Raw genomic sequence first — 20,500 nt, forward strand, 5'->3', positions numbered from 1 at the left:
CTCAATCGCGCTTGTAGAGGCTGGAAAGCGGCTTCTTCAGAATGCTTTCCCGCAGCGACGATCCGCCCTCGCGACGGAGCGGCTGCGAACCGAAGGTCGTTGCCGGCGGCTCGGTTGAGAAGGCCGGCGCCGGGGCTTCAGGGCGTGGGCGCGGCACATCGTCAATACCTGCGCGCGGAAGCATGTCCGGGCGATAGGGCTCGATAGCCGGTGTCTCAGAGGCCGGCAGCGTGTGACGCTGGACAGGTGCATCATAAGCCGGGCGAGGAGCGGGCTGATAAGGCGACGCCGCTGGCGGTGCTACGGGCAATGCCCGGGGACGCAGGCTTGCGTGCGGGTCGTCGTAGAAATCGTCGTCCAGTTCCTCGTCGTCATAGATGCCGTCAGGCGCAGATGGGATGTCGTCGCGACTGAAGCCGTCGAAGCTTTGCTGGAAGGCGGAGATATCCGGCCCGACAATGGCGCGCATACGGCCGACGATCGTGCGAAGGTCGACCGTATCCGGCGTCTCTTCGGTGTATTTGGCATTCACTCCGTTCGCCTTCGGCAGTGCCGATTCGTCGACGCGGCTGAAGCGCATGCGCATCGGGACGGCGATTGCCTCGCCGAAGGCAATCGCTTCGCCGTTGCCGATCGACGAGATGAAGCTGGTGGTCGAGATCGAGCTGTCGGGGATAGCCGAGCGTATGATTTCCTGGTCGCGGTCGTTGGCGAGGCGCATGGCAAACAGCGTCGAGCACTGTGACAGGATCGTCTGGTCGAGTTCGCCCGGACGCTGGGTAATGACGCCGAGCGACACGCCGTATTTACGGCCTTCCTTGGCGATGCGGGCAATCGCCTGGCGGGTCGGGAAGAAGCCGAGGGTGGGATCCGCGGGAACGTAACGGTGGGCTTCTTCGCAGACGACCAGCATGTGGATCGCGCCATTCGACCAGAGCGCCAGCTCGAAGGCCATGCGGCAGAGAACCGAGGCGACGGAATTGACGACTTCGGAGGGAATGCCGGCCAGCTGGAAGGTCGAGATCGGGCGGTGGTCTCCCGGGATGCGGAAGATATGCGCGATCGTCTCCATGATCGTGTCGCTGATCGTGTTGTTGGAGAACATGAAGTGATAGCGCGGGTCGTTGACCGCCGACATGATGCGCATCTTCAGCGAGCGCAGGAAAGGCTTCTCGCCACGACCTTCGAGACGGCCGATCCGCTCGTCAATGAGCGCCATGAGATCGGCGATGCGGTAAGGCACCGGCGTGTCGGCCGTCATGGAGCTCTTGTCGGCCATGCGGCGCATCAGGGCGCTTTCGTTGCCCCGGAAGGCGCGCTTTGCCTCGGGCATAAGATCGCGCAGGATGTCGAGTTCTTCGGGTACCGGCGGGCGACCACGGAAGAGGACTTCCGCGAATTCCTCCAGCCGCATCAGCCAGAAGGGTAGGTCGAGCGTGTCGGTGTCGATGACGACGGCAAGCTCCGGGAAGGCGGCAGCGAATTCGTTGTGCGGGTCGAGGATCAGGATGCGCAGCTTCGGATCGCTCTCGATCGCCTTGCGCAGGAGAAGCGAGACGGCAGTCGATTTGCCGACGCCAGTCGAGCCGACGACGGCGAAGTGTTTCGACAGCATCGAGGGAATGTGGATCGTCGCGTCGATCGTCTCGTCCTGGGTCAGCTTGCCGATGACTGCGGTGTCGTTGAGACGCGTATCGTAGATGCGCAGCAGGTCGGCGGCGCGAATGCGGTGCGCGATGGCACCGAGATAGGGATAGCGCGAGATGCCGGTCGAGAATACTTCCTTGCCATCGTCCTGGACATAGACCTCGCCCAGCAGCTCGACTTCGATCAGGAACTGGTTGTCGGCACCTTCGCCCCAGTCTTTGCCCTCGGTCTGCATCGAATAGGCCAGTGCCACGACACGGTTCTTACCGACGCTGATCGAGATCAGCCGGCCGACGGACCAGAGTTCGGTGAGGTCGGTGCCGCCATCGGCGGCCACGGCTGCAATGGTCGCGCGCGAGCCATTACAGGCGACGACGCGCCCGAGCATCCGGTTGCCAGGCCGCATGCCATCGCGGCGCTCTTGTTCTCCGGCATCGCCGGACTTGTGAAGATCATCGTTCAACAAGCGCATTCTCCCTGCTGGCGCAAGCTTAGGGCGGAGCGCTTAAAATTTCGTGTAATCGGTTAGCTGCGCAGTGAGATTTGATCGGCCTCTGCGCAACAAACTTTCGCGAGCGGCGGCGAAAATTTCCGAAAGATGCGTTGACGCTGGGGTGCTTTCTGGCTAACACTTCGCTCCATGAAAAACTCGGTTGCACTTATCGTGGTGGGAAGGCGCATGGGCAGGATGGTGTAACCATCCGGCGGTAGCCACCCATGCGCTAGATGACAGGCTCCTCAAGGGGCCTTTTTTTATGCCCTAAACCGGGTTATCAGCCCCAAAAACCAAGAAGGCAGATGGAAACACAGCATGACGGGTAAAGACAATCAGATGACTGGCGCCGAGATCGTCCTGCGCGCGCTCAAGGATAACGGTGTCGAGCATATCTTCGGCTATCCCGGTGGGGCCGTGCTTCCGATCTATGATGAGATCTTCCAGCAGGAAGACATCCAGCACATCCTGGTGCGCCACGAGCAGGGTGCAGGCCATGCGGCTGAAGGCTATGCGCGCTCGACCGGCAAGGTCGGTGTCATGCTGGTTACATCTGGCCCTGGTGCGACCAATGCGGTTACGCCGTTGCAGGACGCGCTGATGGATAGCGTTCCGCTGGTCTGCATCTCCGGCCAGGTCCCGACCTCGCTGATCGGCTCTGATGCCTTCCAGGAATGCGACACCGTTGGCATCACGCGCCCCTGCACCAAGCACAACTGGCTGGTCAAGGACGTCAACCAGCTGGCCTCGATCATCCATGAAGCCTTCCGCATCGCCCAGACGGGCCGTCCGGGTCCGGTTCTCGTCGATATTCCGAAGGACATCCAGTTCGCCACCGGCACCTACACGCCGCCGGATGCGCACAAGGCGCTGAAGAGCTACCAGCCGAAGGTTACGGGTGACGCCCGCGCCATCCAGGCGGCCGTCGAACTGATGGCCACGGCTCGCCGTCCGATCATCTATTCGGGTGGCGGCGTCATCAATTCCGGTCCGGAAGCCACCAAGCTGCTGCGCGAACTGGTTTCGCTCACCGACTTCCCGATCACTTCGACGCTGATGGGTCTGGGCTGCTATCCGGCTTCGGGCAAGAACTGGCTCGGCATGCTCGGCATGCACGGTTCCTACGAAGCGAACATGGCGATGCATGACTGCGACGTCATGGTCTGCATCGGTGCGCGTTTCGACGACCGTATCACCGGCCGCCTGAATGCGTTCTCGCCGAACTCGAAGAAGATCCACATCGACATCGATCCGTCGTCGATCAACAAGAACGTCCGCGTTGACGTTCCGATCACCGGCGATGTCGGTCGTGTCCTCGAAGACATGGTCCGCGCCTGGCGCGCTCTGCCGAAGAAGCCTGAGGCCTCGCAGACGGCCGAGTGGAATGCGAGCATTGCCAAGTGGCGCGCCCGCAGCTCCTTCGCCTACACGCCGTCCAAGGACGTGATCATGCCGCAATATGCGCTGCAGCGGCTCTATGAGCTGACCAAGCATCGCGACACCTATATCACGACGGAAGTCGGCCAGCATCAGATGTGGGCGGCTCAGTATATCGGCTTTGAACAGCCGAACCGCTGGATGACCTCGGGCGGCCTCGGCACGATGGGCTACGGCCTGCCGGCCGCGATTGGTGTTCAGGTCGCGCATCGGGATGCACTCGTCATCGATGTCGCGGGCGACGCCTCGATCCAGATGTGCATCCAGGAAATGTCCTGCGCCATCCAGTACGAGCTGCCGGTGAAGATCTTCATCCTCAACAACCAGTACATGGGTATGGTGCGCCAGTGGCAGCAGTTGCTGCATGGCAACCGTCTGTCGAGCTCCTACACCGAAGCCATGCCTGACTTTGTCAAGCTGGCGGAAGCCTATGGTGCGGTCGGTATCCGTTGCGAAAAGCCCGACGATCTCGATGGTGCCATCCAGGAGATGGTCGACGTGAAGAAGCCCGTCATCTTCGATTGCCGCGTGGCCAATCTCGCCAACTGCTTCCCGATGATCCCGTCGGGCAAGGCACATAACGAGATGCTGCTGCCGGATGAGGCGACCGACGAAGTCGTCGCCAATGCCATCGATGCCAAGGGCCGTCAGCTCGTCTGACCGGGAGGAAAAAGACCATGAACGCACATCTTCAGCCGACCGGTTCGGCCTACTTCATCGCCAAGGAAACCTCCGCCATCGAGAGCCATACGCTCTCGGTGCTGGTGGACAACGAGCCGGGCGTTCTCGCCCGGGTCATCGGCCTGTTCTCCGGTCGCGGCTACAACATCGAAAGCCTGACGGTTTCGGAGACGGAGCATGAGGCGCATCTGTCGCGCATCACGATCGTCACGCGCGGCACGCCAGGCGTTCTCGAGCAGATCAAGGCGCAGCTTGAGCGCATCGTGCCAGTGCACCGCGTCCTGGATCTGACGGTTCGCGCCAAGGAGCTCGGCCAGGAACGCCCGATCGAGCGGGAAGTGGCCCTGGTGAAGGTCGTATCCTCGGGCGAAATGCGCGCCGAGACGCTGCGTCTGGCCGATGCCTTCCACGCCAAAGTGGTGGACGCGACCGTCGACCATTTCATCTTCGAGATCACAGGCAAGTCGTCGAAGATCGACCAGTTCGTCTCGATCATGAAGCCGCTTGGCCTCAACGAGATCTGCCGTACCGGGATCGCCGCGATGAACCGTGGTTCGCAAGGCATGTAAGGAATTCGCGATTTCGCGAAATGAAGAAGGGCGGCCTTGCGGTCGCCCTTTTTTGTTTTCAGTTCATGCCGAGCAGATCGAGAAGGCCCATCTGCTGCGGTGCCGGCGGCAGGTCGGCTTCTGCCTTTTTCGGCTTGTCCTTGGCCGGCTTTTCGCTTGCAGGCTTCGCCTTGGCCTTCTTCTCGGCCTTCTTTCTCGAAGCTTCGGTGTCGGCTTCGTCAGCCTTCTTCTTGGCAGACTTCTTCGGCGGCGTCGGTGTGTCCTCTGCCGTTTCCATGTCGGCCTCGTCGTCCGGCGCTATTGTCGTGGTGAGCATGGCCATGAGGGCGTGGCGCAGTGCCGCCGGCCTCAGGCTGTAGTGGATGTACTGGCCCTTTTTCGCGCCTTCGATCAGTTCGGCATTTTCGAGGATCGACAAATGCTGGGAGATCGAGGGTTTGGCCATGTCGAAGCGGGCAGCGATTTCGCCAGCGGTCAGGGTCGACTGGGAGAGGTGTACCAGCATCATGCGGCGCGGATCGGAGGCGAGCGCGTGGAAGACGCGAGACGAGGTCTTGTCCATTGCCGGATGCACTTCGGTTTTTCCGCGCTTTGCCATGTCGTCCCTCAGCAGTGCGGCTCTTTCTCCGCAATTCTCGAATTAGGCAATCTCCTAATTTCCTGAGGGGCTGGCGTAAAGTGGCGGAAATGCAGGGCCTGTGGATAGATCGCGATTTCCCGATGCGTGGGGCAGGATCGGCAGCCGCCCGAGCTTCTCTACCCTTTACAGCATCGCCAGCGGCACTTTTCGAGATGGTGGCGGGAAGGCCGCGTCGAGACGCGCCCAGTCCTCGTCGGAGATGTCGAGATCGACCGCCTCGCGATTTTCCTGCAGGCGGCGCAGGTTCGAAGTCTTCGGGATCGGGATCACGCTTTCGCGCTCCAGCAGGAAGGCGAGTGCAACTTGCGCAGGGGTCGCTTGGTAAGCCTTGGCGACGTGGATCAGTTCGGGGTGCTGGAGGATACGACCCTGCTCAATCGGCGAATAAGCCATGACCGGGATCTTGTGCTCCTGGCACCAGGGCAGAAGGTCGAATTCGATGCCGCGGCGGGAGAGGTTGTAGAGCACCTGGTTGACGGCGCAGTTTTCGCCATCAGCCACTGAGAAGAGCTCTTCCATGTCGTCGACATCGAAATTCGAGACGCCCCAAGCGCGAATGCGACCGGCGGTCTTCAGCTCTTCCATGGCAGCGACCGTGTCTTCGAGCGGATGTTCGCCTCGCCAATGCAACAGGTAGAGATCGAGGTGATCGGTGCCGAGACGGTTGAGGCTGGCATGGCAGGCCTTGATCGTGCCGTCGTAACTGGCATTCCAGGGCAGGACCTTCGAGACCAGGAAGGCATCCTCGCGCCGTTCCTTCAGCGCCTCGCCGACGATGCGTTCGGCGCCACCGTCGCCATACATCTCGGCCGTGTCGATTACGGTCATGCCGAGGTCCAGCGCCAGCCTGACGGCGTCGACTTCGGCTTTCGCGGCCGATCGATCCTCGCCCATCATCCAGGTACCAAAGCCTAGGCTTGAAATTTCCTCGCCGCCCGGCAGGGTGACAGTCGGAATGGCATCATGCATGGTGAAGCTCCTCAGGGCGGGATGGTTTGAGGATAGCCACACGACCGGGCGAGGCAAGCGGCAATTGCCGCGTTGCTTCGTGTCACCATAACAAGAATGCGGCTGGCGCCGGCTAACATGACAGCTAGGCTGACATAAAAATTCGGGAGAAACATTCATGTCGGCCGATACGCTGTTCGCGCTCGTCCTCTTCGCCTTCGCGACCTCGATCACCCCAGGTCCGAACAACATGATGCTGTTCGCATCGGGTGTGAATTTCGGCTTTCGACGGACCATTCCGCATATGCTGGGCATCGGCGCCGGCTTCCTGTCGCTCTTGCTGGGAGTCGGGCTCGGTCTCGGCGCGCTTCTATCCGCTTATCCACCGGCCTTCATCGCGCTCAAGGTGGCAGGCGGGCTCTATCTGCTGTGGATCGCATGGAAGATCGGCTCCTCCAGGTCGATGAGCGAGGGAGACGCCAAGGCGAGGCCTATGACTTTTCTCGGTGCCGCTGCCTTCCAATGGGTCAACCCGAAGGCCTGGGTCATGGCGATCACGGCCATGGCGGTCTATCCCAATCCGGAGCAATATGCTCTGACAGTCGCCATCGTCGCGCTGGTGTTCGCCGCCGTCAACGTGCCCAGCGTCTCGACCTGGGCCGGCTTTGGTTCGGCGCTTCGAGAGTGGCTGTCGGTGCCTGTCAGGCTCAAATGGTTCAACATCACCATGGCGGTGCTCTTGGTGCTCAGCCTCTGGCCCATGCTGAAATAGGAACGTGCAATGTCCGGCCATCACCATGACCACGACGATCATCACCATGATCATCATCACCACGACAACCAGTATTCGGACATGCAGGCGCGGGTGAAGGCGCTTGAGACGTTGCTGACCGACAAGGGCTTGATCGACCCTGCCGCCATCGATGCGATCGTTGAGACCTATGAGACGAAGGTGGGGCCAAGAAACGGCGCGCGCGTGGTGGCGAAGGCCTGGGTCGATCTTGAATTTGCCGACTGGCTGAAGGTCGATGCAACTGCGGCGATCGCGAGCCTCGGCTATACGGGCCGGCAGGGCGAACACATGCGGGCCGTCTTCAACACGCCCGACACCCACAATCTCGTCGTCTGCACGCTGTGCTCTTGTTACCCGTGGTCGGTGCTCGGTCTGCCGCCGGTCTGGTACAAGGCGCCGGCCTATCGCTCGCGGGCGGTGATTGATCCGCGCGGCGTGCTCGCCGAATTCGGGGTGAGCCTGCCGGAGAAAATGCGGATCCGCGTGTGGGATTCGACGGCGGAGTTGCGCTATCTCGTCGTGCCTCTACGCCCCGCAGGGACGGAAGGCCTGGACGAGGATGCCCTCGCCAAGCTCGTGACGCGCGACTCGATGATCGGCACCGGCCTCGCGTTGTCGCCGGAGGTCCTGGCATGAATGGGCCGCATGATCTTGGCGGGCAGATGGGATTTGGTATGGTCGCGCCTGAGAAAGACGAACCATACTTTCATGCCGAATGGGAGAAGCGGGCGCTCGGGATCACGCTCTCCTGCGGCGCTTTCGGTGCCTGGTCGATCGACGAGAGCCGGCATGCGCGTGAGAATATTCCGCCTGCCAGCTACCTGGCAGCGAGCTATTACGAAGTCTGGATCCGCGGTGTCGACATGCTGCTTGAGCGGCATGGTTTCGCGACCGCCGAGGAGTTGGCATCGGGGCATCATCTGGAACAGGGCCGCGCGCCGAAGCGCGTCCTGAAGGCCGAGATGGTCGAAGGTGTGCTGGCCCGTGGCGGGCCTTGCGACCGACCCGTCGAGACCGAGCCGAAATTTGCCGTCGGCGACCGGGTGCGGACGAAGAATTTCCATCCGACCGGCCACACGCGTCTGCCGCGTTATGCCCGGGCGAAAACGGGTGTGGTCGAGGCCGTTCAAGGTGGTTTCGTTTTCCCTGATGATAATGCCCATGGACGGGGTGAAAACCCGCAATGGGTCTACACGGTCGTCTTCAAGGGAGCGGAGATCTGGGGCGAGGGCGCCGACCCGACCTTGACCATCTCGATCGATGCCTGGGAGAGCTATCTTGAGCGTCTGTGAAACGGTGACGGATCTTGCGGAATCGCCGGGCTTGCCGCGGTCGCCCGAAGGCGCGCCCGTCTTCGCCGAACCCTGGCACGCACAGGCCTTCGCCATGACCGTGCATCTTCATGCACGCGGCGTGTTCAGCTGGACCGACTGGGCGGAAAGCCTGTCCGCCGAAGTGCATCGCCCGGAGCGAGCGGCTGATGGTTCCGACTATTTCGATGCCTGGGTCGCCGCCTTGGCGGGACTGCTGGAGCGCAAGGGGCTGGCCGATCGCGACACCGTCGAGGGCTTGCGGGAAAGCTGGCAGCGGGCAGCAGAGGCCACGCCGCATGGGGCGCCGATCGAGCTTGCCAACGACCCGCTTCGGACATGATGTCCACGATTTGTTCTGATTTCCCCGGCTTTGGCCTTGCATCGGACCAACGAATCCGCGCATGACCTAGGCCATGCAATTCGCGCCCCAGCAAGACGAGGCCCTCAAGGCCGTATCGAAATGGCTGAAAGAGGGGAAAACCCCTGTCTTCCGGCTGTTCGGCTATGCCGGTACGGGCAAGACGACGCTTGCCAAGCATTTCGCCGAGCATGTTGACGGCGACGTGCTGTTTGCGGCCTTCACCGGAAAGGCGGCACAGGTCCTGCGCTCGCGCGGCGCATCGAATGCCAAGACCATTCACTCGCTGATATATCGCCCGCGCGGCGAGGAGGCTGTCGAGGACGAGGAAACCGGCAAGACCTCGATTGCGCCGATGTTTTCGATCAACCGCCAAAGCCCGGTCGCCAAGGCTGCATTGATCGTCATCGACGAATGCTCGATGGTCGACGAGGCGCTCGGCCGCGACCTGATGAGCTTCGGCACGCCGATCCTGGTGCTGGGCGATCCCGGCCAGTTGCCACCGGTCTCCGGCGGCGGCTTCTTCACCGATCAGGAGCCGGATTATCTGCTGACGGATATTCATCGCCAGGCGCGCGACAACCCGATCATCCAGCTTGCAATGCATATCCGCGAAGGCAAGGAGATCATGTATGGCGATTACGGCGACACCGCGCGGGTGATCTCGAAGAACGAGGTGACGCAGGATCTCGTGCTCGGGGCCGATCAGGTGCTGGTCGGAACCAACAAGACGCGGCGGCGCTACAATATGCGGCTGCGCGAATTGAAGGGCTTCACGGTCGATTATCCGCAGGCTGGCGACAAGCTTGTCTGCTTGAGGAACGATCAGGTGAAGGGACTGCTGAACGGCTCGCTCTGGCAGGTGATGACCTCTTCGCGCGAGACGGTGAAGCCGGGGATCAACCTTCTCATCAAACCTGAAGACGACGACATGGATCGTGGGGCTGCGAAGATCAAGCTGCTCAAGGACGCGTTCGCGGATATCGAGACGGAGATACCCTGGTCGACGCGCAAGCGTTACGACGAATTCGATTACGGTTATGCGCTGACGGTCCACAAGGCGCAGGGCTCGCAGTGGAACGACGTCGTGCTGTTCGACGAGAGCTGGGCGTTTCGCGACACCCGTGAGCGCTGGCTCTATACGGCGGTAACCCGTGCGGCAGAGACGCTCACCATCGTCCGGTGAGCGAGTTTTCCGAAATCACTTTGCTTTCAGGGCTGCGAGCGTTGCCATCAGCGCCATCGTGTCCTTGCCGGATGCCGTCGCGATCTCGGAGAGAGGCGTTGCGGCGTCGGCGGTGGTGAAGCCGGCATGCTTGAGGGCCGTGACCACATCTGTTTCCGCCCTTCCGAGCAGCGGTGCCACCTGTGCCGGCGTGCCGCCGGCCACCACGTTGACCATGGCGAAAGCCGGGTTGCCGCCCGTGCCGCTCGCTGTGCCCGTGATCGCCGGCAAGGCAAAGGCGAGGCCGGCGACGAGACAGAGGCCGAGAGAAAGGGCCATCGGCAGTCGCTTGAAATAGGCGAGGAACGGGCGCCAGTTTTTCCAGACATGCAGGACGAAGGGCAGGATCAGCACCATGCTCAGCCATTCATGCATCTCGCGGAAGGCGGCCGTTCCATAATGGAAGAAGAGCGCGATGCCTGAGATCAGGGACACGAGAAACAGCCCTGTCGTGAAGGGCGTGGCGTAGCGCGAGAGAAGGTTGGGCATGGGGATCGCCTCGGTCTGCGTGGATGCTATCCGCTCCTAGCGCCGCCGCCTGTCGCTGTCCCGTTAAACTTCCTTCACTTTTGACGATCCTCAAGCCGCCGCTCAAGCACCGTCAGTTGGCCACCATGCCAAGGAGGACTGCCTTTGCGACGGCCTGAAAACGGTTCTGCGCGCCGAGCTTGCCGGCAATGCTCACTTCGAGCGCAACAACCTCATCCGCTTTCAGTTCAAGCGTTCGGGCAATGCGGATCGAGGTATAGCCTTCCGCCATCAACTGGAGGCATCGGGTTTCCATGTCGTCGAGATCAGGCCCTCTCTGCTCTGTGCCAAGGCGCCCGGGGGCCGCGTCCTCATGCTCGAGCAGGGCATTAAGCTGCTGAAGCTGGCGATGGACGGTCGACAGATTGGCGGCCAGTTCCCTGCGGCGTGCCAGCAAGGCCTCCTCGAGAATGAGATTGGCTTCGCTCTTCGACGTTGCGTTCGACAGCGTGTCGAACAGGTCCTGGATGACCGATACCGGCATGCCCACCTCGCGGCAGACATTGATGAGCGCCATGCGCGCGACTTCGTTTCGCCCGTAAACGCGCATCAGGCCGATCCGCTGAGCTGAAATCAGGCCCTTTTCCTCGTAGAAATGCAGTGTCCTGTGGGTGACGCCGAAAAACTCCGCCATTTCCGCGATGGCGACAGGTTCCTTCGGTGGGGGCCTGTTCAAGGCGATGTCCGGAATGAACATGCCCTTCGCGCTGGCCCCGGATGCACTGGTGATCGGTTGCAGATGATATGTTCCGTTCGACATGTTCCCCCTCCATGTTCAGTGTCGACGTGTCTGCCAGAGCCGATGGTCCGCTGCTTGTTGTTTGCCGATCCTCCGTATTGTGTTTCGAATCTCCGCCACTTTGAAGCGTATAGTATATTCAATATTCGTGAAATAAATTTTCGAGCGGTTGCGTTACCAAGCGAGAGGGCCTTGGGGCCGAGTTCAGCGCGGCAGGGAGGAGCGTGCGATGAGCTTGGACATCTCGGTGATGATTTCGCCGCCTGGGCTGAGACCCGCCCATTCCTGCTGGGAGCGACGGGCGCTGATGTAGGCGGCGTCGGTGCCTTCGAGCGTGTAGCGATAGGTCGCATCGAGGCATTTCATCTGGCCGGTCGAGAGTTCGTTTCTGTGGCAGAAGCGGTAGATGGCGCCAGGGATCGTCAGGTTCGCGCCGGCGAACTGATTGGCGATGGCACCGATTTCCAGGCTGTCGCCGGTCGTCTCGAACATGCCGGTCGTGATCGGCACGTCGCTGAGTGACCGAAGGTGGCGCAAGCGCAGGTTCAACGTGTTGCCAAGACCTTGGGCCTTCAGTTCGAAATGGAGCGGGTGAGGCGCTCCTCCTTCAAACTGCGGCCGCTCGTCTGGGCTGGCAAAGCACACGGCCCACAGGCGTGAACTCCAGAGGCGTGTGGCGTTGATGAAGATGGAAGCCAGTTGATCGCTGCTATCGGGCTTGCTGATGAACAGACGCGGCAGGGAGGCTCGGCCATCCACCGCCATCTGGTCGCCCTCGTCCGCGAAGGGCGCTTCGATCAGATCCACGCCGGTGCCGGACTGCAGAGGATGCGTCTCGTCGTCGGTCCGCTCGTAAACGGGGACATAGCCGCCGAGCGGGATGCGGATCCGCAGCGTTTCATGGCGGCCTTCGCAGGCGTAGAACTGGTTCAAGAGCTTGCGCAGCTTGCCGGCCTGGACGCGAACCAGCGGATCCGTGCCTGGATCGAAGCCGTGGCTGCGGCTGAAGACGTCGATGCCGATCGTGTAGCCCTTCAGTTGATGGGAGAGGCCGAGCTGTTCCATCTCGACGACGAACTTGAGAAAAGAGCGCAGTCGCTCGGAGCGCGCAAATGTCTGGCTCCGCAGCACGCGCTGAAGGGCTTCCGATACCTGACCGCCATCGATCCTAGCTTCCATCGACATAGCTGCTCCAAACCGTTTCGGTGGACGCCTGCGCCATCCGCCACCGCGCATTTGTGCGTTCCGTCACAATCAGGAGCTTGAGTAGCGGATGCGGGCGAGGGGTCAATACCCCAAAGTCTAGGGGGTGCGGGCAGTTGCCATGCATCAATTTCGCGCATCGGATTATTTGCGATTCTCGTTGGTCTTCAGTCTCGGGATGCCGTAAGGATGCCGCCTACATCTTCATCGCCGGATCATGCCGCCATGCCTGCCAAGCTCTCCGTCAATCTCAATGCCATCGCCATGCTGCGCAACCGCCGCGATCTCCCCTGGCCTGATGTGGCCGATCTCGGGCGGATCGCGCTGAGGGCAGGTGCGAGCGGTCTCACCGTCCATCCCCGGCCAGATCAGCGCCATATCCGCTTCAGCGATCTGCCGGTGCTGCGGGCGCTGATCGACGACGAGTTTCCAAGCGCCGAGTTCAATATCGAGGGCTATCCGAGCGAGGACTTTCTGGCGCTGTGCGAAGCGACGGAGCCGGAGCAGGTGACACTCGTTCCCGATGATCCGTCCCAGGCGACCTCGGATCACGGTTGGGATCTCGACAAGCATCAGGAGTTCCTGAAGGGTGTGGTCACGCGCCTCAAGGCCAAGGGTATGCGGGTGTCGCTCTTCGTTGATGGTGACGGACGTGCCGAGGCCATGGCGCTTGCAAAGGCGACCGGTGCAGAGCGCGTCGAGCTCTATACCGGTCCTTATGGCGGCTGCTACAACAATCCCGACAAGGCTGCGCGGCAGGTCGAACTGCTGGGACTGACGGCCGATGCCGCCATAGCGCAAGGCCTTGCTGTCAATGCCGGTCACGACCTGACGGTTGCCAACCTGCCGCTTCTGGTGAAGCGTATTCCGCATCTCGCGGAAGTGTCGATTGGCCATGGCCTGACGGCCGATGCGCTCGAATATGGCATGGCCGAGACCGTCAGGCGCTTCTGCCGCGCCTGCGGCCAGACGATCTGAGCCTCAGGCGGCCTGTCTGCCAACCATGCCGGCAAGCGCGAACTCCACGGCCGCGTCCGCATGGATGGTCGTCGAGTCGTAGCCGGGAAGCGGCAGATGCGCCGGATCCAGGATCAGGCAGATCTCGGTGCAGCCGAGGATGACGCTGTCGGCGCCGTCTGCGCGTGCCTTTTCGATGATGCCCATCAGTTTCTCCCGCGAACAATCCTGGACGTGTCCGGCGCAGAGTTCGTCGAAGATGATGTCATGCGTTGTGGTGCGGCCTTCCGCATCGGGAACCATGACCTCGACGCCCTGGCGGCGCATGCGCTCGGCATAAAAGCCGTGTTCCATCGTATAGCGGGTTGCGAGTAGAAGCGGGCGGCGGGCGCCATTCCTGACAAGGCTTGCGGCAGTTTCGTCGATGATGTTGATCAGCGGGACCGCGACGCGGGCAGCGACCTCATCGGCAACCAGATGCATGGTGTTGGTGCAAATCAGGATGCAGTTCGCGCCTGCGCGCTCCAGGCCTTCGGCGGCGCGTGCCAGTCGGTCGGCAGCCTGGTCCCAGCGACCGGCCTTCTGCAGGGCGACGATCTCTTCGAAATTGACGGAGTGCATGATGATTTCGCCGGAGGCGAGGCCGCCCAGCCGGGCGCGCACGGTCTCGTTGATCTGGCGGTAATAAACCGCCGAGCTCTCGAAACTCATTCCGCCAATCAAACCAATCGTCCGCATGTTCATCCCTCGTGTCTGTGGTGGGGAAAGAATGCTGCAAAAGCCGTGCGCAGCGTTTGCGTTTTGACGGACAAATGCGGTTGTTGCGGCGCTGGAGTTTCGGCCATATGATTGCGAGGCGCTGATTTTTTGCGCGCTTGTCCAATTGCATCGGAGCAGACGGCGTGATCGACGATAGAGACAGGAAGATTCTCGACATCCTGCAGCGCGATGCCGCGACGCCTGTCACGGACATTGCCGAGAAGGTTTCCCTCTCTGTGTCAGCTTGCTCGCGGCGCATTCAGAAGCTTGAGGAAAGCGGATACATCGCGCGGCGGATAGCGGTGCTCGACCGCGAAAAGAGCGGCGTGCCGACCACGGTCTATGCGCTGGTGAAAACCGCTCACCATGCTGATGACTGGATCGAGGAGTTTCGGCGGGCCATCAGCGACATTCCGGAGATCGTCGAGGCGCATCGGCTCACAGGGCACTACGACTATATCCTGAAGGTCGTGTTGCCGCGCGTGGAGCACTACGATGTCGTCTATCGGAGGCTCGTCAAGCGGGTCGAACTGTTTGACGTGTCCGCCTCCATTTCCATGGAAACGCTCAAGCAAGGCTTTGCCGTGCCGGTGGACTACGCCGAATAAAGCCCACGCCATCCCTTTAAAACGCAAAAAAAGGCCCCGGGGCCGAAGCCCCGAGGCCCACCACGCACCCTTGAATTAGGAGGCGTTGGACACCGTGCGGTTGACGAGGGTCACCGACTTGTCGGCGTTGACCTTGTAGATCTCGCGAACATCGCGGCCGTCACCGTTCGAGAACGTGTGGAAGAAGGTCGAACCGGCCGGAGCCTTTTCCAGCATGACGTTTGCGTTGTCGTAGGTGATCGAGCCCGGGATCGGCTGAACGGAAGCGAAAGCGGCCGAGCCAGCCGCGAGGGTGATGAGGGCTGCAGAGATGATGGTCTTCATGGTGATATTCCTTGTGTAGCGTTTGGGTTGCCGGCGACCCGGTTGGGGGAAGGGGGAGAGGGGAACCGGGCCGGCCGCCGAAGAGTGCGTCTTGGGAGGCGCGTTGATTAAGAAGCGTTCGAGACAGTGCGGTTGACGAGGGTCACCGACTTGTCGGCGTTGACCTTGTAGATCTCGCGAACGTCGCGGCCGTCACCGTTGGAGAAGGTGTGGAAGAAGGTCGAACCGGCCGGAGCCTTTTCCAGCTGAACGTTTGCGTTGTCGTAGGTGATCGAGCCCGGGATCGGCTGAACCGATGCGAAAGCGGCCGAACCGGCAACGATGGAGATGAGGGCTGCAGAGATGATGGTCTTCATGATCTTAGTTCCTTTGTGCGTTGTGTGTGGCGGCGGCTCGGGGCGGTGGAGAGGGGCCGAGCCTGCCGCTGGAGGTCTTTTGCGTCTTGGGAGGCGCGTTGATTAGGAAGCGTTCGAGACAGTGCGGTTAACCAGGGTCACCGACTTGTCGGCATTGACCTTGTAGATCTCGCGAACGTCGCGGCCGTCACCGTTGGAGAACGTGTGGAAGAAGGTCGAACCAACAGGTGCCTTTTCCAGCATGACGTTTGCGTTGTCATAGGTGATCGAGCCCGGGATCGGCTGGACGGATGCGAAAGCGGCCGAACCAGCTGCGAGGGCGATGAGGGCTGCAGAGATGATGGTCTTCATGGTGATGTTCCTTGTGTAGCGTTTGGGTAGGCGGCGGCTCGGTGTCAGGGGGAGGGGCCGAGCCAGCCGCCGGGGTCTTGTTTGCGTCTTGGGAGGCGCGTTGATTAAGAAGCGTTCGAAACCGTGCGGTTGACGAGGGTCACCGACTTGTCGGCATTGACCTTGTAGATCTCGCGAACATCACGGCCGTCACCGTTGGAGAAGGTGTGGAAGAAGGTCGAACCGGCCGGAGCCTTTTCCAGCATGACGTTGGCGTTGTCATAGGTGATCGAGCCCGGGATCGGCTGAACGGCGGCGAAAGCGGCCGAGCCAGCTGCGAGGGTGATGAGGGCTGCAGAGATGATGGTCTTCATGGTGATATTCCTTTGTGCGTTGGGTGGTGTGGCGGCGGCTCGGGGCGGTGGAGAGGGCCGAGCCTGCCGCTGGAGGTCTTCTGCGTCTTGGGAGGCGCGTTCGTTCAGGCGCTTCGAATTAGGAAGCGTTCGAGACAGTGCGGTTGACGAGGGTCACCGACTTGTCGGCATTGACCTTGTAGATCTCGCGGACGTCGCGGCCGTCACCGTTCGAGAACGTGTGGAAGAAGGTCGAACCAGCAGGTGCCTTTTCCAGCATGACGTTTGCGTTGTCATAGGTGATCGAGCCCGGGATCGGCTGAACGGCGGCGAAAGCAGCCGAACCGGCAACGATGGAGATGAGGGCTGCGGAGATGATGGTCTTCATGGTCGTTTTCCTTATCTAGAATTGAGCGACACGCTTTGTGTTCAGCTCAGGATTGTGGTTGTGGGTGTGGTCAGTCTGTAGTCTCGGTCGTCAGTCTCAGAGATGTGTCTCTGGTCGTCTGGGCGTTCAGTCGCTGTTTGATACGGAACGCGAGACGAGGGAGACGGTCCGGTCTGCATTCACCTGATAGATCTCGTGGACCTCGGATCCATTGGCGTAGAAGGTATGGAAGAAGTTCGAACCGGTGGGAGCCTGTTCGAGCCTTGGCTGCGCACCGCCATAGGTGATCGAGCCTGGGATCGCCTCTACCGCGAAGGCGGCCGATGTGCCTGCGAGGGTGGTGAGGAGTGCTGCTGCGATGATCTTCATTGTGGTGTACCTTTAGAACCTTGCTAATCGAACTGCTCGGTTCGATGAGATGTATTTGGCGCAGAACGATTGGGATTACAATACCCCTTTGCGCACAATCGAACTGATTGGTTCGGTGAAAATACCCGGTATCCAGGTTGGCACTTGAAAAATGGAGTAAGGAAAATCAGTGGCTTAGGCTGTCTTTTTGCCGTCATTTAACTATGACATACAACGATTATTTTTTATTCTTTTCACCCTTTTGTGACTGCCGTTTGAGCGGTTTGAAGGGTGGCGGGGGCTGATTTCGGAGCCTTTAAAATGTGCGAGCTGCCCAAGAAGCAGACTCGGCCGTAGCGGAATTGCCGAGAATTTCTTCAGTCGGGGGATTGACCTCTCAGGCTTCGCCGGACATAAAAGGTCAGAACCGTACCGTACGGTACTAGGAGGCGTCCATGTCCATTGATAGCCAGACCTCGGAATTCACACCGCGTCAGAACGCCGTTCTGGCCGAGGCGCTGCGTCTGCTCGTTGAGGGTGGCGACAAGGCGGTGACGACGGCTGGTCTGGCGCGGGCTGCGAATTGCTCGAAGGAAAGCCTCTACAAGTGGTTCGGCGATCGCGATGGCCTGCTGTCGGCGATGATTTCCTACCAGGCAAGCAAGGTTCGTACATTTGAGCGTCCCGGCGAAAGGCTGACCGTCGCCAGCCTCACCGAGCATCTCGACGTGTTTGCCCGTGACCTGCTCGAAGTTCTCGCCGGTGATGTCTCGCTGGCGCTCAACCGTCTTGCCATCGGCCAGTCGAGCCGCGACGGCTCCAAGCTCGGCACATTGCTTCTGGAACGCGGCCGCCGGCAGATCGATCGCCGCGCCCGGGCCTTGCTTGATGCCGGTCAGAGGGACGGCCTCTTGCGCTTCGGCGACGGCGAAGACGCTTATCGCACGCTATACGGCCTCATCGTCAGCGATCTGCATGTCCGCATGCTGCTCGGTGAAGCGCCGCAGACCCACAAATTCGGTGGCCGGGCAGCCAAGGCGGTTTCTGCCTTCCTCGCCCTTTACGGCACCGACCGCGTATTGGCGGGCCTCGACGGGGCATCCCGTTCAGGCTCGCCGACCAACAACATCCACCACAACTGACAAGCATAGGGAAGGACACTACAATGCGCGTCTATTACGATCGTGATGCCGACTTGAACCTGATCAAGTCGAAGAAGGTTGCTATCATCGGCTACGGCTCCCAGGGCCGCGCGCATGCGCTGAACCTCAAGGATTCGGGCGCACAGAACCTCGTCGTTGCCCTGAAGGCCGGTTCGCCGACCATCAAGAAGGCTGAAGCCGACGGTCTCAAGGTCATGACGGTTGCCGAAGCTGCCGCCTGGGCCGACCTGATGATGATGGCGACCCCGGACGAACTCCAGGCCGACATCTACAAGGCCGACATCGCACCGAACATCCGTGACGGCGCCGCCATCGCGTTTGCTCACGGCCTCAACGTCCATTTCGGCCTCATCGAGCCGAAGTCGACCGTCGACGTCGTCATGATCGCTCCGAAGGGCCCGGGCCACACGGTCCGCGGCGAATACCAGAAGGGCGGCGGCGTTCCTTGCCTCGTCGCCATCCACCACAACGGTTCGGGCAACGCCCTTGAACTCGCGCTCTCCTACGCCTGTGGCGTTGGTGGCGGCCGTTCGGGCATCATCGAAACCTCGTTCAAGGAAGAGTGCGAAACCGACCTCTTCGGCGAACAGGTCGTTCTCTGCGGCGGTCTGGTCGAACTGATCCGTGCCGGCTTCGAGACGCTGGTCGAAGGCGGCTATGCCCCGGAAATGGCCTATTTCGAGTGCCTGCACGAAGTGAAGCTGATCGTTGACCTGATCTATGAAGGCGGCATCGCCAACATGAACTACTCGATCTCGAACACGGCCGAGTGGGGCGAATATGTCACCGGTCCGCGCATCATTACGGCTGAAACCAAGGCTGAAATGAAGCGCGTTCTGCACGATATCCAGACCGGCAAGTTCACCTCGGACTGGATGCAGGAATACCGTGCCGGTGCTGCCCGCTTCAAGGGTATCCGCCGCATGAACGACAGCCACCAGATCGAAGAAGTCGGTGCCAAGCTGCGTGGCATGATGCCGTGGATCGCCAAGAACCAGCTGGTCGACAAGGCCCGCAACTAATCTCGTCTTCGAGATAAAACGAAAGCCGGGAAGGGCAACCTTCCCGGCTTTTTCGTGCGTGTTTGTTTGCCCGTCTGCCCCTAGGCTTGGCCGAGCAGACGTTCCGTGTCGTCGTTGTCGCATACCCTGTTCCGGCCGTCTGCCTTCGCCCTGTAGAGGCGCCGGTCGGCGGTGGCGACGAGGGATGCTTCGTCTTCGTGCTGGGCGGCGACCGCCACCCCGATGCTGATCGTCAGGCTGGCCGTGCCGCCAGTTTCGGTTGGCAGCTGGAGTTGGGCGACGAGTGTCCGCAGTTTTTCGGCAAAGGCGGTGGGTTCAAGTCCGTCTGGGCCCTGCAGGAGAACTGCGAATTCCTCACCGCCGTAGCGGGCAGCCACGCCGTCCGCTTGCCTGATGCTGTCCAGCAGCAGTTCGGCCACCACCTGCAGACACCGATCGCCTGCCTGATGGCCATGGGTATCGTTGAAACGCTTGAAGTGGTCGACGTCGATCAGGAGGAGGGCCAGCGGCCGGCCGGTGTGGCGCATCAGGTTAAGGCGACGGGAGAGTTCCTCGTCGAAGCCCCGTCGGTTGTCGAGGCCGGTGAGTGAGTCGGTGCGTGCATGCCGACGCAGCTGCTCGTTGGCGCGCGTCAGTTTCTCGTTGCTGTCTGCAAGGGCCTCGACCAGCACGCGGGTTTTCCGTTCGGCTTCGATGCGCTTTTCGTCGAGGCCGATCAACCGGACCATGTAGCTGGCGAGGAAGCCGACATAGGCCGCACAGATCGGCACCATGATCCAGTTGCCTTCGCGGATGGCTGCAGCATTCACCAAGGCGGTGACGATCAGGATCACAAGCAGCGTCGAGCGCGGCGCGAGGTAGGCGCGGGCGGCACTGGACTGGACGATGCCGCAGCCTACGGCAAGCACGACGACCTGGGTGTCGGGGCTGCCACCGGTATAGAGGATGCCGAGCGCGCTGCCCCAGGCCACGCCCGAGACGAGGGAAAGAAGGACAAACCGGTCGAGCCAGGGCTTGAGGCAAGCGTCGGCGGGGCGTCGACGATAGCTGTAGTCACCCCAGCCACGAAGTCCGACCTGCAGCGCGAGGATCAGGCAGATGATACCGACCTTGGCCGTCTGTCCTTCCAGATAGGGCAGAACCGAAGCGGACAAGATCGCAGCCGCGGCAATCAGATGCGGTGTGATGCTGAACAGAACGGAGAGGTGATCCCACGGGGGATTTGTTTCATCGTCAGTGCCGAGGATGGGCAGTGTAAGCTTTTGCAGCAGCAAGTCATATGTCCTTCAGATTCCCCGGCAAACATAGGGGATTCTTC

General features: G+C 61.2%; 24 protein-coding genes and 1 pseudogene. 11 read left to right on the forward strand and 14 right to left on the reverse strand.

Going from position 1 to position 20,500, the window contains the following annotated elements:
• Position 1 precedes the first annotated feature (1 nt).
• On the reverse strand, positions 2-2,113 hold the full coding sequence (locus AC02Y0_RS06015) for an ATP-binding protein (RefSeq protein ID WP_476383013.1): 2,112 nt from the start codon (positions 2,111-2,113) through the stop codon (positions 2-4).
• Between the two features lie 345 nt (positions 2,114-2,458).
• Between AC02Y0_RS06015 and AC02Y0_RS06020 the strand changes: the two genes are divergently transcribed.
• Both AC02Y0_RS06020 and ilvN read left to right on the forward strand, forming a co-directional pair.
• Complete coding sequence (locus AC02Y0_RS06020; protein ID WP_476383015.1) at positions 2,459-4,237, forward strand: acetolactate synthase 3 large subunit; 1,779 nt, start codon at positions 2,459-2,461, stop codon at positions 4,235-4,237.
• Positions 4,238-4,254: 17 nt separating this feature from the next.
• On the forward strand, positions 4,255-4,827 hold the full coding sequence (ilvN, locus tag AC02Y0_RS06025; RefSeq protein ID WP_102022127.1) for an acetolactate synthase small subunit: 573 nt from the start codon (positions 4,255-4,257) through the stop codon (positions 4,825-4,827).
• A gap of 349 nt (positions 4,828-5,176) precedes the next feature.
• On the opposite strand, the pseudogene AC02Y0_RS06030 reads toward ilvN, so the two are convergent.
• Both AC02Y0_RS06030 and AC02Y0_RS06035 read right to left on the reverse strand, forming a co-directional pair.
• Positions 5,177-5,425, reverse strand: a pseudogene (locus AC02Y0_RS06030) (metalloregulator ArsR/SmtB family transcription factor); the annotation flags it as partial.
• Between the two features lie 165 nt (positions 5,426-5,590).
• Positions 5,591-6,436: an aldo/keto reductase gene (locus AC02Y0_RS06035; RefSeq protein WP_476383017.1), complete on the reverse strand. Its 846-nt coding sequence runs from the start codon at positions 6,434-6,436 to the stop codon at positions 5,591-5,593.
• A 157-nt stretch (positions 6,437-6,593) separates the two neighbouring features.
• On the opposite strand from AC02Y0_RS06035, the gene AC02Y0_RS06040 reads away from it, so the two are divergent.
• The 5 genes from AC02Y0_RS06040 to AC02Y0_RS06060 all read left to right on the forward strand — a co-directional run bounded on the left by AC02Y0_RS06040 (position 6,594) and on the right by AC02Y0_RS06060 (position 10,065).
• Positions 6,594-7,187 (forward strand): LysE family translocator, encoded by a 594-nt coding sequence (locus tag AC02Y0_RS06040; protein WP_102022130.1) that lies wholly within the window; start codon positions 6,594-6,596, stop codon positions 7,185-7,187.
• A gap of 9 nt (positions 7,188-7,196) precedes the next feature.
• Positions 7,197-7,844, forward strand: coding sequence for a nitrile hydratase subunit alpha (gene nthA, locus AC02Y0_RS06045; protein ID WP_476383019.1), 648 nt, complete (start codon positions 7,197-7,199; stop codon positions 7,842-7,844).
• The gene (gene nthB, locus AC02Y0_RS06050) at positions 7,841-8,500 is read left to right on the forward strand and encodes a nitrile hydratase subunit beta (RefSeq protein WP_476383021.1); all 660 of its coding nucleotides are present in this window, start codon (positions 7,841-7,843) and stop codon (positions 8,498-8,500) included. Before nthA ends, nthB begins: the two co-directional genes overlap by 4 nt.
• Positions 8,487-8,861 (forward strand): nitrile hydratase accessory protein, encoded by a 375-nt coding sequence (locus tag AC02Y0_RS06055; protein WP_476383023.1) that lies wholly within the window; start codon positions 8,487-8,489, stop codon positions 8,859-8,861. The genes nthB and AC02Y0_RS06055 overlap by 14 nt, the downstream gene beginning before the upstream one ends.
• 73 nt (positions 8,862-8,934) lie before the next feature.
• Positions 8,935-10,065, forward strand: a complete 1,131-nt coding sequence (locus AC02Y0_RS06060; RefSeq protein ID WP_377274997.1) for an ATP-dependent DNA helicase — start codon at positions 8,935-8,937, stop codon at positions 10,063-10,065.
• 15 nt (positions 10,066-10,080) lie between these two features.
• Here AC02Y0_RS06060 and AC02Y0_RS06065 read toward each other — a convergent pair whose 3' ends face one another.
• From AC02Y0_RS06065 to AC02Y0_RS06075, 3 genes are all read right to left on the reverse strand, one after another.
• Positions 10,081-10,593, reverse strand: coding sequence for a DUF4405 domain-containing protein (locus AC02Y0_RS06065; protein WP_476383025.1), 513 nt, complete (start codon positions 10,591-10,593; stop codon positions 10,081-10,083).
• A gap of 112 nt (positions 10,594-10,705) precedes the next feature.
• Complete coding sequence (locus AC02Y0_RS06070) at positions 10,706-11,392, reverse strand: MerR family transcriptional regulator (RefSeq protein WP_476383027.1); 687 nt, start codon at positions 11,390-11,392, stop codon at positions 10,706-10,708.
• Between the two features lie 183 nt (positions 11,393-11,575).
• The gene (locus tag AC02Y0_RS06075) at positions 11,576-12,556 is read right to left on the reverse strand and encodes a hypothetical protein (RefSeq protein ID WP_476383029.1); all 981 of its coding nucleotides are present in this window, start codon (positions 12,554-12,556) and stop codon (positions 11,576-11,578) included.
• A 243-nt stretch (positions 12,557-12,799) separates the two neighbouring features.
• On the opposite strand from AC02Y0_RS06075, the gene AC02Y0_RS06080 reads away from it, so the two are divergent.
• Positions 12,800-13,552: a pyridoxine 5'-phosphate synthase gene (locus tag AC02Y0_RS06080; RefSeq protein ID WP_476383972.1), complete on the forward strand. Its 753-nt coding sequence runs from the start codon at positions 12,800-12,802 to the stop codon at positions 13,550-13,552.
• A gap of 3 nt (positions 13,553-13,555) precedes the next feature.
• On the opposite strand, the gene AC02Y0_RS06085 is transcribed toward AC02Y0_RS06080, so the two are convergent.
• A complete protein-coding gene (locus tag AC02Y0_RS06085; protein ID WP_476383031.1) occupies positions 13,556-14,269 on the reverse strand; it encodes an aspartate/glutamate racemase family protein in 714 nt (237 codons plus the stop codon).
• Positions 14,270-14,433: 164 nt separating this feature from the next.
• Between AC02Y0_RS06085 and AC02Y0_RS06090 the strand changes: the two genes are divergently transcribed.
• Complete coding sequence (locus AC02Y0_RS06090) at positions 14,434-14,898, forward strand: Lrp/AsnC family transcriptional regulator (protein WP_444558845.1); 465 nt, start codon at positions 14,434-14,436, stop codon at positions 14,896-14,898.
• 75 nt (positions 14,899-14,973) lie between these two features.
• Here the strand turns inward: AC02Y0_RS06090 and AC02Y0_RS06095 are convergent, their stop codons facing one another.
• From AC02Y0_RS06095 to AC02Y0_RS06120, 6 genes are all read right to left on the reverse strand, one after another.
• Positions 14,974-15,222, reverse strand: a complete 249-nt coding sequence (locus tag AC02Y0_RS06095; protein ID WP_444559475.1) for a hypothetical protein — start codon at positions 15,220-15,222, stop codon at positions 14,974-14,976.
• A 107-nt stretch (positions 15,223-15,329) separates the two neighbouring features.
• A complete protein-coding gene (locus tag AC02Y0_RS06100; RefSeq protein ID WP_476383034.1) occupies positions 15,330-15,578 on the reverse strand; it encodes a hypothetical protein in 249 nt (82 codons plus the stop codon).
• A 102-nt stretch (positions 15,579-15,680) separates the two neighbouring features.
• Positions 15,681-15,929 carry a hypothetical protein gene (locus AC02Y0_RS06105; RefSeq protein ID WP_476383036.1) on the reverse strand — a complete coding sequence of 83 codons (249 nt, stop codon included), beginning with the start codon at positions 15,927-15,929 and terminating at the stop codon, positions 15,681-15,683.
• Positions 15,930-16,033: 104 nt separating this feature from the next.
• Positions 16,034-16,282 (reverse strand): hypothetical protein, encoded by a 249-nt coding sequence (locus tag AC02Y0_RS06110; protein WP_476383038.1) that lies wholly within the window; start codon positions 16,280-16,282, stop codon positions 16,034-16,036.
• Positions 16,283-16,400: 118 nt separating this feature from the next.
• Positions 16,401-16,649, reverse strand: coding sequence for a hypothetical protein (locus AC02Y0_RS06115; RefSeq protein ID WP_476383040.1), 249 nt, complete (start codon positions 16,647-16,649; stop codon positions 16,401-16,403).
• A 126-nt stretch (positions 16,650-16,775) separates the two neighbouring features.
• The gene (locus AC02Y0_RS06120; RefSeq protein WP_476383042.1) at positions 16,776-17,018 is read right to left on the reverse strand and encodes a hypothetical protein; all 243 of its coding nucleotides are present in this window, start codon (positions 17,016-17,018) and stop codon (positions 16,776-16,778) included.
• A 434-nt stretch (positions 17,019-17,452) separates the two neighbouring features.
• On the opposite strand from AC02Y0_RS06120, the gene AC02Y0_RS06125 reads away from it, so the two are divergent.
• Both AC02Y0_RS06125 and ilvC read left to right on the forward strand, forming a co-directional pair.
• A complete protein-coding gene (locus AC02Y0_RS06125; RefSeq protein ID WP_444558326.1) occupies positions 17,453-18,139 on the forward strand; it encodes a TetR/AcrR family transcriptional regulator in 687 nt (228 codons plus the stop codon).
• A 23-nt stretch (positions 18,140-18,162) separates the two neighbouring features.
• Positions 18,163-19,182: a ketol-acid reductoisomerase gene (gene ilvC, locus AC02Y0_RS06130; protein ID WP_054151077.1), complete on the forward strand. Its 1,020-nt coding sequence runs from the start codon at positions 18,163-18,165 to the stop codon at positions 19,180-19,182.
• Between the two features lie 80 nt (positions 19,183-19,262).
• On the opposite strand, the gene AC02Y0_RS06135 is transcribed toward ilvC, so the two are convergent.
• The gene (locus AC02Y0_RS06135; RefSeq protein ID WP_476383044.1) at positions 19,263-20,456 is read right to left on the reverse strand and encodes a GGDEF domain-containing protein; all 1,194 of its coding nucleotides are present in this window, start codon (positions 20,454-20,456) and stop codon (positions 19,263-19,265) included.
• Between the last annotated feature and the right edge of the window lie 44 nt (positions 20,457-20,500).

This window comes from Allorhizobium sp. nf9_anc (genome assembly GCF_056323085.1).